This is a genomic window from Arthrobacter sp. 05N428_2, from assembly GCF_056397065.1.
On record NZ_JBFTMR010000005.1, the window covers coordinates 72,046 to 86,547 of the forward strand.

General features: G+C 67.2%; 12 protein-coding genes and 2 tRNA genes. 1 reads left to right on the forward strand and 13 read right to left on the reverse strand.

Annotation, left to right across the window (positions count from 1 at the left end):
* Positions 1-319: 319 nt before the first annotated feature.
* The 10 genes from AC1DGI_RS07050 to AC1DGI_RS07095 all read right to left on the reverse strand — a co-directional run bounded on the left by AC1DGI_RS07050 (position 320) and on the right by AC1DGI_RS07095 (position 11,247).
* The gene (locus AC1DGI_RS07050) at positions 320-1,840 is read right to left on the reverse strand and encodes an aldehyde dehydrogenase family protein (protein ID WP_441401925.1); all 1,521 of its coding nucleotides are present in this window, start codon (positions 1,838-1,840) and stop codon (positions 320-322) included.
* Entirely contained in the window at positions 1,837-2,589 is a 753-nt protein-coding gene (locus AC1DGI_RS07055; RefSeq protein ID WP_476898269.1) for an HD domain-containing protein, read from the reverse strand. The genes AC1DGI_RS07050 and AC1DGI_RS07055 overlap by 4 nt, the downstream gene beginning before the upstream one ends.
* A gap of 41 nt (positions 2,590-2,630) precedes the next feature.
* Positions 2,631-3,974 carry an NAD(P)/FAD-dependent oxidoreductase gene (locus tag AC1DGI_RS07060; protein ID WP_476898270.1) on the reverse strand — a complete coding sequence of 448 codons (1,344 nt, stop codon included), beginning with the start codon at positions 3,972-3,974 and terminating at the stop codon, positions 2,631-2,633.
* A 2-nt stretch (positions 3,975-3,976) separates the two neighbouring features.
* Positions 3,977-4,297: a 2Fe-2S iron-sulfur cluster-binding protein gene (locus AC1DGI_RS07065; RefSeq protein ID WP_476898271.1), complete on the reverse strand. Its 321-nt coding sequence runs from the start codon at positions 4,295-4,297 to the stop codon at positions 3,977-3,979.
* A 60-nt stretch (positions 4,298-4,357) separates the two neighbouring features.
* On the reverse strand, positions 4,358-5,146 hold the full coding sequence (locus tag AC1DGI_RS07070) for an SDR family NAD(P)-dependent oxidoreductase (protein WP_476898272.1): 789 nt from the start codon (positions 5,144-5,146) through the stop codon (positions 4,358-4,360).
* On the reverse strand, positions 5,139-7,022 hold the full coding sequence (locus AC1DGI_RS07075) for a PEP-utilizing enzyme (protein ID WP_476898273.1): 1,884 nt from the start codon (positions 7,020-7,022) through the stop codon (positions 5,139-5,141). Before AC1DGI_RS07075 ends, AC1DGI_RS07070 begins: the two co-directional genes overlap by 8 nt.
* A 69-nt stretch (positions 7,023-7,091) precedes the next feature.
* The gene (locus AC1DGI_RS07080) at positions 7,092-8,261 is read right to left on the reverse strand and encodes a PEP/pyruvate-binding domain-containing protein (protein WP_476898274.1); all 1,170 of its coding nucleotides are present in this window, start codon (positions 8,259-8,261) and stop codon (positions 7,092-7,094) included.
* Positions 8,262-8,266: 5 nt separating this feature from the next.
* Positions 8,267-9,544: a cytochrome P450 gene (locus AC1DGI_RS07085; RefSeq protein ID WP_476898275.1), complete on the reverse strand. Its 1,278-nt coding sequence runs from the start codon at positions 9,542-9,544 to the stop codon at positions 8,267-8,269.
* 147 nt (positions 9,545-9,691) lie between these two features.
* Positions 9,692-10,492 (reverse strand): IclR family transcriptional regulator, encoded by an 801-nt coding sequence (locus AC1DGI_RS07090; protein ID WP_476898276.1) that lies wholly within the window; start codon positions 10,490-10,492, stop codon positions 9,692-9,694.
* Between the two features lie 47 nt (positions 10,493-10,539).
* Positions 10,540-11,247 carry an HD domain-containing protein gene (locus tag AC1DGI_RS07095; RefSeq protein ID WP_441401765.1) on the reverse strand — a complete coding sequence of 236 codons (708 nt, stop codon included), beginning with the start codon at positions 11,245-11,247 and terminating at the stop codon, positions 10,540-10,542.
* A gap of 363 nt (positions 11,248-11,610) precedes the next feature.
* Between AC1DGI_RS07095 and AC1DGI_RS07100 the strand changes: the two genes are divergently transcribed.
* Positions 11,611-12,018, forward strand: a complete 408-nt coding sequence (locus AC1DGI_RS07100) for a hypothetical protein (RefSeq protein ID WP_441401766.1) — start codon at positions 11,611-11,613, stop codon at positions 12,016-12,018.
* Between the two features lie 107 nt (positions 12,019-12,125).
* On the opposite strand, the gene AC1DGI_RS07105 is transcribed toward AC1DGI_RS07100, so the two are convergent.
* From AC1DGI_RS07105 to dnaG, 3 genes are all read right to left on the reverse strand, one after another.
* Positions 12,126-12,198: transfer RNA gene (locus AC1DGI_RS07105), tRNA-Asn, on the reverse strand.
* A gap of 147 nt (positions 12,199-12,345) precedes the next feature.
* A tRNA-Asn gene (locus AC1DGI_RS07110) sits at positions 12,346-12,418 on the reverse strand.
* Between the two features lie 65 nt (positions 12,419-12,483).
* Positions 12,484-14,415 carry a DNA primase gene (gene dnaG, locus AC1DGI_RS07115; RefSeq protein WP_476898277.1) on the reverse strand — a complete coding sequence of 644 codons (1,932 nt, stop codon included), beginning with the start codon at positions 14,413-14,415 and terminating at the stop codon, positions 12,484-12,486.
* Positions 14,416-14,502: the final 87 nt, after the last annotated feature.

The following is a 14,502-nucleotide window of genomic DNA, read 5'->3' on the forward strand; positions in this document are numbered from 1 at the left end:
CGCCTAACTGGTTCCATCTGTGATCCGCCTACGCTGAATTGCCGGGTGCACGTGCTTAAACGCACGCCCAGGTCTCAAAACTATCATTCAGGGTCCGGACAGCGTCCCGCCGACTGGCAGGATTGAGCGTGGCGTGAGGGCCGGCCCGGTCCGGGCCACACCCTCCGGGGAGGACATGCCCGTACCCCGCGGCCACGAATGGACATAACGGGCACATGCCCACCCGCCGGCACGCACGTGGCGCATGTCCCCCGGGACGGGGGCGGTACAGGGGCGGCGCAGGCCGGCGGGTGGGCGGACTCCGGCGACGCGGAGCAGGCTAAACCTGGCGGTGGATGGACTTGTAGCTCAGGTACGCGTTCAGGCCTTCGATTCCGTATTCCGTGCCAAGTCCTGAATCGTGCCGGCCGCCGAAGGGTGCTGCGTGGTTGGACGCGAAGAAGTTGATGCCCACGGACCCGGTGTCCATCCGGTCCGCGACAGCCAGCGCCGCCTGCCGGTCCTGCCCGAACACCAGGCCGCCGAGGCCAAACTCGGTGTTGTTCGCCAGCTCAACCGCCTCATCAACGGCGCCCCCGGCGTCGTCGTACTTCAGGATGCAGATCACCGGGCCGAAGATCTCCTCCCGGGAAATCCGCATCTCCGGGGTGACATCGGCGAACACGGTGGGTTCCACGAAGTAGCCGCCTTCGAGCCCGCCGCCCAGGCTAGCCGCCCGGCCGCCGGTGGTGGCGCGGGCCCCTTCAGCCAGTCCTGACTCAACGTATTCCAGCACCGTCCGGTATTGGGATTCGGTGGCGCAAGGCCCGAAGACCGTGTCCGGGTCCAGCGGGTCGCCCTGCTTACCGGCCGCGATGGTTGCGGTGACCATGTCCACCACTTCCTCGTACCGGCTGGCGGGGGCCAGGATCCGGGTGGAGATGTAGCAGGTCTGGCCGGTGTTGCGCATGGAGGAGCGGATCAGCACCCGCGACATCGCGTCCAAGTCAGCATCCGGCAGCACAATCGCACTGGATTTTCCGCCAAGCTCCAAGGTGACGGGACGCAGCAGCTCGCCGCAGGCCGCGGCTATTTTCCGGCCCACCGGGGTAGAACCGGTGAACGCCACCTTGTCCACGCCCGGGTGCTTCACCAGCGCGTCCCCGAGCCGGCCGGACCCGGTGACCAGGTTGACGACGCCGGCCGGGACCCCGGCCGCGGCCACGGCGTCGATAATCACCCGGAGCGACAGCGGCGTGGGCGACGCCGGCTTGATTACCACAGTGCAGCCGGCCAGCAGCGCCGGGGCAAGTTTGATGACCACGAGGTTGATCGGAAAATTCCACGGCGCGATCAGCGCACACACGCCGATCGGTTCGCGCCGGACCACGGATTCGCCGCCGCCCTTGGGGAACGCGCGCACATCCGCGCGCTCAAGGTAGCCAGCCAACGTGGCGAAGTAGCGGAAGATGCCCGCGGCGTTCGCCGCGGCTCCGGCGGATTCGGACACCGGCGAGCCGTTCTCCCGGGTGTTGGTCAGCGACAGCTCCCCCGCCCGTTTCTCCACTTCCTCGGCGATGCGCAGCAGATAGGCTGCCCGCTCGGACGGCGCCAACCGCGGCCACTCGCCCGCGTCGAAAGCCCTGCGGGCGGAGGCGACGGCGGCGTCGACGTCGTCGGGCGTTCCGTCCGGCACCGAGCCCCACACTTCGCCGGTGGCGGGGTCCGTGACCGGGTTGCGGCCGGTGCCGCGCGCGGGGATCCAGGCGCCGTCGATGAAGATGTCCTCGACGTGGGTGTACGGCAATTCGAGCGCGGCCCGCGCTGCGAGGGCCGGCGCGTCGTGCGTCGCGGCGGTCACCGGATCACCGCCGTCTTGAGTAGAGCGTTGGAACGGTCCAGGTCCGCGACGGCCATGTCGTGGGCGGCCTGGGTGATGAGTTCGGGCACGATTTCCGTGGCCAGCCGGTCGGTGTAAGTGGCAGGATCCATCCCGAACCAGGAGGAGGCGAGCGCAATCCCCGCCTGGTCGAACCGCCACAGCCGGTCCGCGTCGCGCATCAGCGCGTCTTCCAGGGAGTGCGCCTCCGGGCGGGTGTCGTGGCCGTCGATGATGTCGCAGACCCGCTCGATAAACTCCGAGGAGTAGCCCAGGGGCGGGAGCACCCGGCGGGCAACGTCGCAGCCCTGCTTTTCGTGTTCGTACCTGATGGCTGCCTTGCGCCAGTCGCCGGCGAAGCCCTCGGAGATGATGCGCGATTCGTCCACGTGGGCCCACCCGGTGTCATGCAGCAAGGTCGCCACGCGCACCAGTTCGGCGTCGGCGTCGGGGTGCGCACGGCACAGCCGCTCGGCGAATGCGAGCGAGATCGGCAGGTGGATGTCGTTGCCGCGGGTGCGTGTCTCGTGCACCACGGCACGCCAGAGCACGTCGAGGTCCTCGAGCGCGGCCGGAGTGGTGGCGATCGGGGCAGTGTCGACCGGGCCCGTGGGCGGAACCGGGCGGGCTGGATAGGCTGCGGCAAAATCCGCGGCGGCGGACATGGGTTCCGCGCTTCGGGCAGCCGGGCCGGCGTCGGCATGGGCGACCGGAGTCTCGGGGGTGGTCATGATGCTCCTTCGGGTGCGGCCAACCTACTGTCTGAATACAGTTAGCTGTCCGTCGTAATCGTCTTGAGGGGGGTGGCCGGGTCAGCGGCGGCGTCCGCCGGGATGTTCTGGCCCTTGGCCAGGGCGTTCCTGACGGCCATGAAGTCCAGCGGCGCGTTGACGCAGTCCGCGGCGATGATCCGGCCCTGCCGGTAGTAGAGGACACTGAACTTTCCGCGCTCCTCGTCCCGCCGGAGAACAGTCTGGTCGTAACCGTTGCAGAGGCCGGCGATTTGCAGCTTGAGGTCCGCCTGGTTGGACCAGAACCACGGGATGCCGGCGTATTCCTCCCGCCGTCCGGTCAGCGAGTAAGCCGCGACCTTGGCGTGTTCGATGGCGTTGTTGACGCTTTCCAGCCTGATCCGTTCGCCGGGCGTGGACCCGGGCACCGGGTTGGGCATGTTGGCGCAGTCACCGATTGCCACCGTGGCGCCGTCCGAGGCCAGGGCGAAGCGGTCCACTACGATCCCGTTGTCTACCGTGAGGCCCAGGTCCTCCGCCAACTGGGTGTTGGGGATGACGCCGATGCCTACCAGCACGATCTGAGCGGGCAGCACGGTGCCGTCCTGGAGTTCCACGCCGGCCACCGCCCCGCTGCCCTCGCCCGAGCCGTGCTCCGCAATGAACCGCCGGGCGCTCGTGCTGAGCCGGATGTCCAGTCCGCGGTCCCGGTGCGCCCGCAGGAAGTAGTCGGCGGTTTCTTCGCCGACGGCCCGGCCCACGAGGCGAGGCCCGAACTCCAGCACCGTGACGTTCTTGCCCATCTTCCGCAGGCTCGACGCGGCTTCCAGTCCGATGAATCCGCCGCCGATCACCACCACGTCCGTGGCGTCCCCCACCCGGGCCTTGAGCGCCAGGGCGTCGTCGGCGTTGCGCAGATACAGCACGCCGTCGAGGTCCGCGCCGTCGATCTCCAGCTTGCGGGCGCGGGCGCCCACTGTGAGGGCGAGCCGCTTGAAGGGGAACTGCTTGCCGGAGGCGGAGTGCGCGACGCCGGAGCCGTCCGCGTCCTTGTCGATCCGGACGATGAATTGGCCCTTCACCAGGTCCACGTTGTGTTCGGTCCAGTAGTCGTTGGAGCGGAAAATCAGCGATTCACTCTCCACCGTGCCCTGCAGGAATTCCTTGGATAGCGCCGGCCGCTGGTAGGGGCGGTGGTCCTCGTCACCGAGGAGGGTGATGTGTTCCTCGAAGCCGAGCGCCCGCAGCGACACCGCGAGCTGGACGCCGGACTGGCTCGCGCCGATGATCAGCAGGCCGGTCCGGGTGGTGCTGTCCGGCTGCACGGCTGCGCCGGCCGCGGTCTGCTCGGCGGCGGCTGCCTGCTCCAATGCGCGGGTGCCCATCACTACACCTGCGTTTCCGGGGTGGTGACGAACAGGTCGAGCTCGTCCGTGAGGCGGAGCTGGCAGGACAGCCGCGAGTTGTCCTCGCGGTCCACTGCGGTGCCGTAGAGCATCTCGTCCTCCATGTCCTCCATCTTCGGGAGCTGTGAAAGGCAGTCCTCGCGGACGAACACGTGGCAGGTGGCGCAGGACAGCGAGCCGCCGCATTCGGCGACGATACCGGGCACGCCATTGCGGACCGCGGTTTCCATGACGGAGTCGCCGGCGTTGCCCTGGACATCGCGAACAGCGCCTTCGGCGTCAGTGAAATGAACGGTTGGCATAGGTCCTCCTTAGAGGGTGAGCTTGGGATGAATCGTTGAGTTGGGCGGTGGCGGACGGGGTCAGATGAACTGGCGGCCGCCGTCGACCACCATGGTCTGGCCGGTGTAATAGGAGCTGTCCGGGCCGGCCAGGAAGAGCGCGGCGCCGACGATGTCCTCCGGCTGGCTCGCCCGTTTGATCGCGCCGCGGTCCACGCCGTAGTTCTCGGCATTGGCCATCAGCCCGTAGCTGGCCTCGGTGAGGGTAAAGCCGGGGGCGATCGCGTTGACCGTGATCCCCCGCCTGCCCAGCTCCTTGGCCATGACCCGGGTCAGGGCCACCACGCCGCCCTTCGAGGCGACGTAGTGCATCCACTGCTCCGAACCGCTGAAGATGGTCGCGCTGGAGAGGTTGATGACGCGGCCGCCCTCGCGCAGGTACGGACTCGCGGCCCGGCTCACGAGCCAGGGGCCCTTGAGGTTGACGTTCATGACCAGGTCCCACTCGGCCGGATCGATGTCTTCGAACGGGCTCCGGGTCACCGCCGCGTACACGGCGGCGTTGTTGAGGACGACGTCGATCCCCCCGCTGCCGAAGTCCGCGCAGCTTTTCGCGAGGGCCTCGGTGGAGTCGACGCTGGTGACGTCGACGTGGAACGCTGCCGCCTCGGCCCCGGCATCCGCGACCAGTTTGGCGGTTTCCTCCGCGCCCTCGAGATTCACATCCGCCACAGCCACGCGGTAGCCGCGGCGGGCGAAGCCGAGCGCGAACGCCCGGCCCAGCCCGCCGGCGGCACCGGTGATCAGGACAGTGCGGCCGTCAGGGCCCGCACCGTCACTCTGTGGATCAGGCGTAGTGGGATCAGACATGGCTGTGGCTGTGCTCACTGTGACTGTGGGCCCCCGGCCCCGCGACCTGCAGTTCGGGCTCATCGTCCAGGATCTGGACAGTGCCCTTGGTGCCGTCGACCCGCAGCCGCTGGCCGGTTTTGATCGTGGTGGACCCCGAACCGGTTCCGGTCACGGCCGGCAGGCCGTATTCGCGGCAGACGATGGCCGCGTGGCTCATCATGCCGCCGATGTCCGTGACGGTGGCTTTGATCTTGCCGAAGATTGGGCCCCAGGAGGGAGCGGTGACGGTGGCGACGAGGATCTCGCCCTGCTGGACCTCGGAGAGCTGGTCCGCGTCCGTAACGACGCGGGCCAGGCCTTCAACGACGCCGGGCGATGCCGCCATGCCGCGCAGGCCGCCGCCCTCAACCTCCTCGCCGGCGCCCAGCCACTGCTGGACCTGCTCGGTGGTGATGCCCCAGAGCATCCGGGTGAAGGGTTCGGTGATGATTTCCGGCGGGGTGTTCAGCGCCGGCGCGGGCCGGGCAGTCTTGAGCGCGTCCACGATCCCGCGGCGGCGCTCAATCTCCTCCGGCCAGTAGTCCGGGCCGATCGGCTTGGCGCCGACGCCCCAGCCGGTGACGAGGTCGAAGAGTGCGTCGCGGACCTCGTTGCGGCCCAGGTAAAGCAGGTCATCCGGTTCGGTCCAGAAGCCCTCGGCCTGCATCATGCGGGACAGTTCACGGATCTTGCGCCAGAAAACGCCCATGGTCCAGTGCTCGATGTAGAAGTTGTGGTTTTCCACGTACGGGTAGGCGGTGGCGGCGAGGCCCCGCTTGGCGTCGAAGAGCGCCTGGTTTTCGCCTTCCAGCAGGTCCCGGTATTCCTCGATGATGCGGTCGCGCTCGGCGATCAGGGCCTCGACCGGGCGCATGATTTCCTGGCCTTCGTCCACGCGCCGGACGTAGTCCGCGATGTAGCCCAGCGGGATTTCCTGGTGCTCGTTCCAGTACTTGTCATGGCCGTAGAAGCCGTTGCCCACGGTGAAGTTGAACCACGGGTCCTTGGCGCCCTCGTACTGGGCTATCCAGCGGTCCCCGCCCGGGGCGGCCGCGATGGCACCCAAGGTGGCCTCGACGTCGTCGGTGTTACCAAAGTACCGCTGCAGCTTCAATTCGACGGCGAGCTTGGCGAGCTGTTTGAGTTCGTCGTCCGGGCGGAAGAGCTCCATATCCACGCCCTGGACCATCGTGGCGATGGACTGGTCCGGGATGTTGGGAAAGACCTGCTTGCAGAAGTTGAAGAAGTCCAGGTAGGCGATGTAGCCCAGGTTCAGGAACTCGAAGTGGTACTGCCAGTTCTGGTAGGCCAGCTGGATCAGCCGGTCGTAGCTCTCCAAGAGCTTCTCGGAGCCGTCCTTGCCCTTGCCGGACAGGATGTCCTCCATCGGAACCATGTCCGGGAGCTTCGGAAAGGAAATGGTTTCCATCTCATCGATGGTGCCCTTGACCTTCACGTGCCAGTCTTTGAGCAACTGGTCCCAGTTCTGGAAGTAGTGCCCCACCCGCTGTTCGAAGAGGGGGACGCGGGCGCCGATCTGGTCCTCGGGGACCGGGATGGGCGACATGTACAGGTAGCCCAGGTGGACCCGGAACTCGATGCCGTTGGCGTTGGGGATCATCAGGTGCCGGGCGTTGTATTGGCCCAGGCACTTGACCGCGAACTCGCCGCCGATCGTCTCGAAGGGCTTGAACACGGTAGGCCAGTGCTGGCTGTCGCAGAACCAGAATTTGGCGTCCTCCTGCTCCTTGAGCTTGTCCTGGAAGACCAGATAGTACGGGTAGATCTTTTCCCAGCCCTCGGCGCCGGCGGGAACCGGAAGCTCGGAGGGCTTGGGGAAGGACTTCAGGGACATGGCGGTCCTTTCAATACGGGCTCGGCGTTGAGCCTGGGTGTCGGAGCGGACTAGCGGGGCAAAACTTATTCAGAAGGAGGGCTTCAGCAGTGACGCGGTGATGCCGCCGAGGCTGAAGCTCCCGCTCGCCGGCGGCGCTGACGACGGCGCCGTGCCTACAGGCGGGGTCACCGGCGGGGTCGGGTGGCGCAGTCCGCTGAAGTAGCCGCCGGCGGCGGCCGGCTGGGGCGGCGTTTGCGACGCTGCCTTGGAGGAGTGCACCGTTTCCGGGCGGGACTGCAGCAGGAGCAGGTTCTCGCCGTCGGGCAGGTCCGCGTCGAGGGCCCATTCGATGTCCTGCGGGCATTTGTAGTGCTTTTCGGCCCGCTTGGCCATCTGCGCGACGGCGGTGAGTTCGGCGTCGGACAGGCTGCGGCGGCCGCGGCGTTCGGCGTCGACCTCGCGTTCGACGAGGCGGCCGGCGGCGGCGTCCGGGACGAGTTCGGCGTGCTTGTCGCCGAGGTGCTCGTTGACCACGGCCAGGGTCACCTTGTCCAGCATGACGTTGTCCGGGGTGACCTGGCCCGAAACCACCATCTCCCCGACCCCGTAGGAGGAGTCGATGGTGATCTTGGAGCGGTCGCCGTTGGTGGGGTCCATGGTGATCGCGACGCCGGAGACGCGCGCATTGACCATCTTCTGCACCACGACGGCCATCGAGAGGCCCTCGTTGGGGATGTTGTTCTTGAGCCGGTAGACGATGGCCCGGGAGGTGAAGAGCGAGGCCCAGCATTGCCGGATGTGGTCGGTGACGGCCTTGACGCCGTCGAGCCAGAGGTAGGTGTCCTGCTGGCCGGCGAAAGAGGCGTCCGGCAGGTCCTCGGCGGTGGCGCTGGACCGCACGGCCACGGGGACCGGCGCGTCGAAGCGGTTCATGAGGGAGTCGTAGGCGCTGATCGTAAGTTCACGCATTGCCTGCGGAACGGGCCGGGAGCAAATGTCTTCGCGGATGGCGGCGGAGACCTTGTCCACCTGCGCCATGTCCTCGGAATCCAGATCGGCCAAGAGCTGATGGATGTGCTTGGTGATCCCGGCTTCCTCCATGAAGGTGTCGAACTGGGCGGTGGTCACCACGAAGCCGGGCGGAACGGGCATGCCGGCGGAGGTCATGGTGACCAGCGAAGCCCCCTTTCCGCCGAGGTTTTCGAGCTTTGGCGTGACACCGCCGTCGAAGAACTGGATGTATTCGTTGCTGTGCATGATTTTCAGGCCTTCCAGCTGACGGGAACGGTCTCGGGGACGCGGAAGGACAGGTTTTCCCGGAAGGTGATGCCCTCCGGGTTCTCCAGCTGTAGCTCCGGGGCGAGCCGGGCGACTTCCTCGAGCGCGATTTTTGCCTGGAGTTTTGCGAGCATGTTGCCCAGGCAGTAGTGGATGCCGAACCCGAAGGAGAGGTGCTCGCGGGCGTTGGGGCGGGTGATATCGAAGTTTTCGCCGGCGTCGAACTTGTCCTCGTCGCGGTTGGCGGAGCCCATCAGGAGCAGCAATTGGGCACCCTTTTCGATCGCGACACCACCCACTTCCGTGTCCTTCAGCGCCTTGCGCCGCCAGCCCACGATCGAGCCGGCGTAGCGCAGAACCTCGTCGATGGCCGCGGGGATCTTCTTGGGGTCCTGCACGAGCCGCTTCCACTGCTCGGGCCGGGCGAGGAGCTCGCGCAGCGCGTTGGAGATCAGCGTGGTGGTGGTCTCGTGGCCGGCGAAGAGCAGGCTGTAGAGAACGGAGGCGATCTCGTGGTCCGAGATCTCGGCGCCTTCCTGCTGCGCCTTCACCAGGTCCGCGGTGAGGTTGTCGCCGCAGTTGCCGTGGGCCTCCTTCACCAGGCGCAAGCACTCCTGCCAGTACTCCACGAGGTTGCGGGCGTGCGGAATCTGCTCCTCGTCGCTGAGGTCGCCCCAGGTCATGGCCGCGCGGGAGTCGCTCCAGCGTTTGAAGGTATCGACCTTTGCGACGTCGGCTCCGATGAGCGTGAGGATGGTGATGGTGGGGACGTCATAGGCGAGGTCCTTGACCATGTCGCCGCGGTGTTCCGGGCGTGMCAGCATCTTCTCGACCAGCCCGACGACGTTCTGCCGGATGAACGGCTCAAGCGCCTTGTAGCGGCGGGGGGTGAAGGCTTTCTGGACGATCGCGCGGATTCGGGTGTGCTCCGGAGGGATGCGCGCGGAAAGACCCGAGTAGGCGGTGAACCCGCCGTCGTCCATGATTTTCTTGGCCGCGGCGCCGCGTTCGCGGACCGGCGCCTGGGCGTTTTCGCTCGAGAAGGTCTCCCAGTCTTCGAACACTGCCTTGATGTCCTCATAGCGCGAGACAACGTAGAGGCCCGTCCGCTCGTCAAACATGACCGGCTGCTCGGCCCGGAGCTCGGCGTACGCGCCGAAGGGGTCCTTCATCTGGAACGGCTCATAGCCGTGGTGCCCGGCGGGGGCTTCGGCGCCGTGGCCGAGGGGACAGCGGCCGGCCGTTTCAGTCGACGATGACATGGGAACTCCTAGGAAAATTGGCTCCGCCGGCTGCCGTCAGGCGCCGGGGGTTCGTGGTCTCCAGTGTGGTCCACATCACCAGCCAAGCCCAGTCGTTACTTCCGCTCAGCGGAAACCAATATCAGTCTCCGGAAGAGCGGCGTCGGCCTACCCCGTCGGAAGGGTTCCCCGGTGGACGCCGATAAGCGTTTCCAGCGGGATCCGTGCCGTGGCGCGTTCGATCTGCGCCGAAATTCCCTTCAGGACCGGAAGGTGCCTGGTCATGGTGGACGCCTGGGAGGTGGGCAGCACCAGGCCGATCGCCGCCCCGATCCTGCCCGTGTGGAAGACCGGGACGGCGATCGAACACGAGCCCAGGCGCACTTCCTCCAGCGTGGTGGCATAGCCCTGCTCGCGGATCTGGTCCAGTTCCGCAGCAAACCGCCGCGGGTCAACGTGGGTGTGGGCTGTGGGCCGTTCCAGCTCCCGATGCAGGTAAGCGTCCCGGACCCAGCCCTCCTCGAACGCCAGGATGACCTTCCCGACGGCGGTGGCATGCATCGGAAGCCGGCCTCCCACGCGGGAGGCCCTGGGCACCCGTTTGGAACCGTAGACCCTGTCGATGTAGAGCACTTCATGGCCGACGCGGACGGCCAGGTGCGCGGTCTCGCCGGTCAATGAGAACAGGTCCTGAACATAGGGACGGGCCGCGTCGCGCAGCTGCCGTCCGGTGTTCTGGGCGAGCTCCCACAGCCGGATGCCCAGCTGGTACCGCCCGTTGGGTTCCCGCGAGAGGAAGCCCCAGTCCGTCAGCTCGTTCACCAGCCGGTGCGCGGTGCTCAACGGGAGCCCGGATTTCTCGGCAATGTCCGTTAGGCTCAACGCGCCGCGGGACTTCTCAAATGCCTCCAGGATGGCCAGGACCTTGGACGTCACGGTGCGTCCGGGTTCGCGGCTGCCGCCGGCCATGCTGACCTCCTGCATTCCTTGGCGCCCAGCGGCGTCCGGAATCGAGTCTAGACCGGTGCGGCCGCACCTGTTGGCTCCTCGAGCAGGCGTTGCCGCTGCGGCCACAGGGTTACCGATTCCAGGGCGGACAGTGCCCTCGCCATGGCGCGTGCCTCGGCGGTGAACAGATGCCCGTGGACGCGCTGGCTGCACAGCCGCAGGGCCTGCCCGCGGTCGAGCCCGAACCAGTCCATCACCGTGTCGATGCCGTGCGGGCTGAGCCGCCAGGTCTTGTCGGCATCCTTGACGATCGCGTCTTCGATGGAGAGGGCTTCGCGCCGGCTGTCGTGCCCGTCAATGATGTCCAGAATGGCCTGGACCTTCCCGGGATCGTAGCGGCCGTCCGCGAGGATTTGGGCCGCCAGCTTGGCCCCCTCTTTTTCGTGCAGCAGCACCAGGTCGGGTCTCCCGCCGCCCGGGGCAATGGCCTGCAGCACCTCGTCCGGCGGAACCTGCGACCAGCCCACGTCATGCAGCATGATGGCCGGAAGAACGACGGCAGGATCCGCCTCGGGGTGCGCATCCAACAGGGCTTGGGCCAGTCCCAGGGCGTAGAGCGTGTGGGCATCGTTGTCCCGCACCCGCAGATAGGGGGCCGCGCGGTCCCAGATCGCGGCAAGCTGAGGAGATAGCGCCATGACCCCATCCGGGTCCGCCTCAATACTCGCGGCGACGTCCCGCCCGTGGTGATTGGCGGCGGCCCTCATCTTCGTCATGCATCCAACATCGGCCCTAAAGTCGGCGCGGGCAAGGGCCGCCTTCCGCTCACCGGAACCGGGCTGGGCAAGTACGGGACATGCCCAGTCCCCGCCGCCACGAATGAACATACTGGCAGCATGCCCACACGCCGGCCCGAGCGCGGCGCATGTCCCCGGCCGGCCCGAGAAGAGGGCAGACCCCCTCCAGGACATGCCCAGTCCCCGCCGCCACGAATGGACATACTGGCAACATGCCCATGCGCCGGCCCGAGCGCGGCGCATGTCCCCCGCCAACCCGAGCGTGGCGCATGTCCCGAGGGGCGGGAGGGGTGCGACCACGCGGCCCTGTTCGCGGCCCACGGCGGGCGATAAAGTTGTTGTGTGCCTGACTGGCAGAGCCCTCATCCCCTACCGGCCACGTGGCAGCGAAGCGACGACGGGATTCTGCCTCTGTGGTGGGAGCGGCTGTGCTCCCAGACCAGCCCTCAGTCGGCCGCGCTGTATGCGGCCGGGCTATTCACCGAGGACCGGCGGCGTCCCATCGCTCAGTGGTACAACCCCGCCTTCGATGCAGCGCTCCTGGTAGCCCCCGAAACTTCCCCCGAGTGGCCCGTGCAGCGCTTTGGCATCTTCTACGCACCCCCGCGCGGCGGCTTCACCCGCGTGCACTCCTCCGCCCACGAGTGGCACCCCCGGGAGCCGAGGCAGTCCCCCACGGAGGATGAGGCCTTTCAGGCGGCCGTGGCCGAGGCCGAGCGTTTCCTGCAGGTCGAGATGTTCTTCGTCTAGGGGCCCGAAAAGGCGCCCGAAAGGCAAATAGGCGCCCGATCCGTCCGCACGGCGGGCAAGAAAAAAGGTCCCGCGGCCGGTAATTCACCGGCCGCGGGACCTGTCCGCTCCTCCTGCTGGACTTGAACCAGCAACCCTTCGATTAACAGTCGAATGCTCTGCCAATTGAGCTAAGGAGGAATGAAGCAGGTATGACATTAGCAAAGGTTTCAGCGCTAAGGAAATCGGCGGCGCAGTCGGGGGCCGGGCCGCCTCCCCGCCGGACTCCATACCCCCAGCGGGTATAAAAAAGTCCCCGTCCCGGTGACCCGGAACGGGGACTGCGCGCTCCTCCTGCTGGACTTGAACCAGCAACCCTTCGATTAACAGTCGAATGCTCTGCCAATTGAGCTAAGGAGGAATGAGGCGGGTTCAAGCCTAGCAAAATCCCTGACGGGAGTGAAATCGTGGAACGAAATCGTGGGTCTAGGCGTCGGAACGCAACGCCCGACGCTCCATTTCGAGCATCATCAGTTCCCGCTGGACCTGCTGGATCCGTTCCTTCTCGGAACTGGGATCGAGCCGCTGCAGCTGGCCCATCTTGTCCGCCTTCACCCGGGTGATCTGAAGTTCAAAGAGCGCCTTGAGGATCCCCTTGCCGTACTTCTGGACCCCCTCGGCTGTACTGGCAGGCAATGGCACCACCGACAGCTCGGAGACCAACGGCCGGAGTGGTTCGGGGATCTCCTCCATGACCTGACCCACCCAGCGAGCGGGTTCCCCCAGCAGGCCAGGACCCGAGGCGCGCATGGCGTCGTGGACGGCCTGAAAAGCAGGCGTGAGGAACCGGGCCCCGGAGAAGCGCTCCCAAATGCCCCCGGCCAGGAGGGCCGGCTCCTGCAGCGCCACTTCGAGCGCCTGCCGCTCCATTGAGGCCACCGGATCGCGGGGGTCCGGACGCTGGTAGGAAGGGACAGCACCCGACGCCGGTCCGGCGGCCACCCCGGGTCCCCCGGGCAGGGCAGCGTCGCCACCGGCCGGCCGCCCGCCGGGCCGCGATGTCCCGGAAACCGTCGGCCCACCCGTGCTGCCTCGCTTCATGGCGACGCCGACGGCGCGGCTGACCTCCTCGACCGGCATTCCCAGCCAGCCCGCCAGTTCCCGGGCGTAGCCGGGCCGGATGCCGGCGTCGCGGATCTGCGCGACCACGGGAGCCGACTCGCGCAGGGCCGCGATCCGGCCCTCCACGGTGTCCAAATTGTGCCGCCTCAGCGTGGCGCGGATCGCAAACTCGAACAGCGGACGGCGGGTGCCAATCAGGTCGCGGACGGCGGAGTCGCCCTTGGCCTGGCGCAGCTCGCAGGGATCGGCGCCGCCCGGTTCGACTGCGACATAGGTCTGGGCCACGAAGCGCTGGTCTTCTTCGAAGGCACGCAGGGCCGCTTTCTGGCCTGCGGCGTCGCCGTCGAACGTGAAGATCACTTCTCCCCCGCTGCCGTCGTCGGAGAGAAGCCGGCGGGCGACCTTGATGTGCTCGGTGCCGAACGCCGTGCCGCAGGTCGCGACCGCCGTCGTAACCCCGGCCAGGTGGCACGCCATCACATCGGTGTAGCCCTCCACCACCACCAGCTGGCGCTCTTTGGCGATGTTCCGCTTGGCGAGGTCGATCCCGTACAGGACCTGAGACTTCTTGTAGAGAGCGGTTTCGGGGGTGTTGAGGTATTTCGGGCCCTGGTCGTCCTCGTAGAGCTTCCGCGCACCGAAGCCGATGGTGTCGCCGGCGATGTCACGGATGGGCCAGATCAGCCGGCCGCGGAAGCGGTCGTAGATCCCCCGGGAGCCTTCCGAGAACATCCCGGTGAGTTTGAGCTCGGCGTCGGTGTAGCCGCGGCCGCGGAGGTGCTTGAGCAGCGAGTCCCAGCCTTGCGGGGCGTAGCCGACGCCGAACAGTTCCGATGCGGCACGGTCGAAACCGCGGTCGTAAAGGAAGTTTCGGCCTTCTGTGGCACCGGGGGTCAGGAGCTGGGCACGGAAGAATTCGTCAGCGATCTTGTGTGCGTCCAGCAGCCGCTGGCGACGGCCGATTTCCTCGCGATTGGGGCCGGAACCGCCGTCCTCGTAGCGCAGTTCGTAGCCGATCCGCGCCGCGAGCTTCTCTACGGCCTCGTGGAAGGTGGTGTGGTCGAGCTTCTGCACGAAGGAGATGACGTCGCCGTCCTCGCCGCAGCCGAAGCAGTGGTAGCGGCCCACCTGGGGGCGCACGGTAAAGGACGGCGAGCGCTCGTCGTGGAAGGGGCACAGGCCCTTGAAGGATCCCAGGCCCGCCCCCTTGAGGGTCACGTAGCCGTCGATGACTTCCTTGATGTCGGTGCGCTGGCGTACCTCGTCGATATCGTCACGTTTGATCAGGCCAGCCACATAGCTATCCTAGCCCCCGCCCGCGGGCAGCCCGGSGGGGCTGCCCGCGGCCCGGCAGCCGCGCAGCGGCTTACCGCGACTTAACCG

Bases quoted from the DNA above. Each gene is read 5' to 3' on its own strand.
- AC1DGI_RS07055 (WP_476898269.1), bottom strand. From the start codon at position 2,589: ATGACCACCCCCGAGACTCCGGTCGCCCATGCCGACGCCGGCCCGGCT.
- AC1DGI_RS07060 (WP_476898270.1), bottom strand. From the start codon at position 3,974: ATGGGCACCCGCGCATTGGAGCAGGCAGCCGCCGCCGAGCAGACCGCG.
- AC1DGI_RS07065 (WP_476898271.1), bottom strand. From the start codon at position 4,297: ATGCCAACCGTTCATTTCACTGACGCCGAAGGCGCTGTTCGCGATGTC.
- AC1DGI_RS07070 (WP_476898272.1), bottom strand. From the start codon at position 5,146: ATGTCTGATCCCACTACGCCTGATCCACAGAGTGACGGTGCGGGCCCT.
- AC1DGI_RS07075 (WP_476898273.1), bottom strand. From the start codon at position 7,022: ATGTCCCTGAAGTCCTTCCCCAAGCCCTCCGAGCTTCCGGTTCCCGCC.
- AC1DGI_RS07080 (WP_476898274.1), bottom strand. From the start codon at position 8,261: ATGCACAGCAACGAATACATCCAGTTCTTCGACGGCGGTGTCACGCCA.
- AC1DGI_RS07090 (WP_476898276.1), bottom strand. From the start codon at position 10,492: ATGGCCGGCGGCAGCCGCGAACCCGGACGCACCGTGACGTCCAAGGTC.
- AC1DGI_RS07095 (WP_441401765.1), bottom strand. From the start codon at position 11,247: ATGACGAAGATGAGGGCCGCCGCCAATCACCACGGGCGGGACGTCGCC.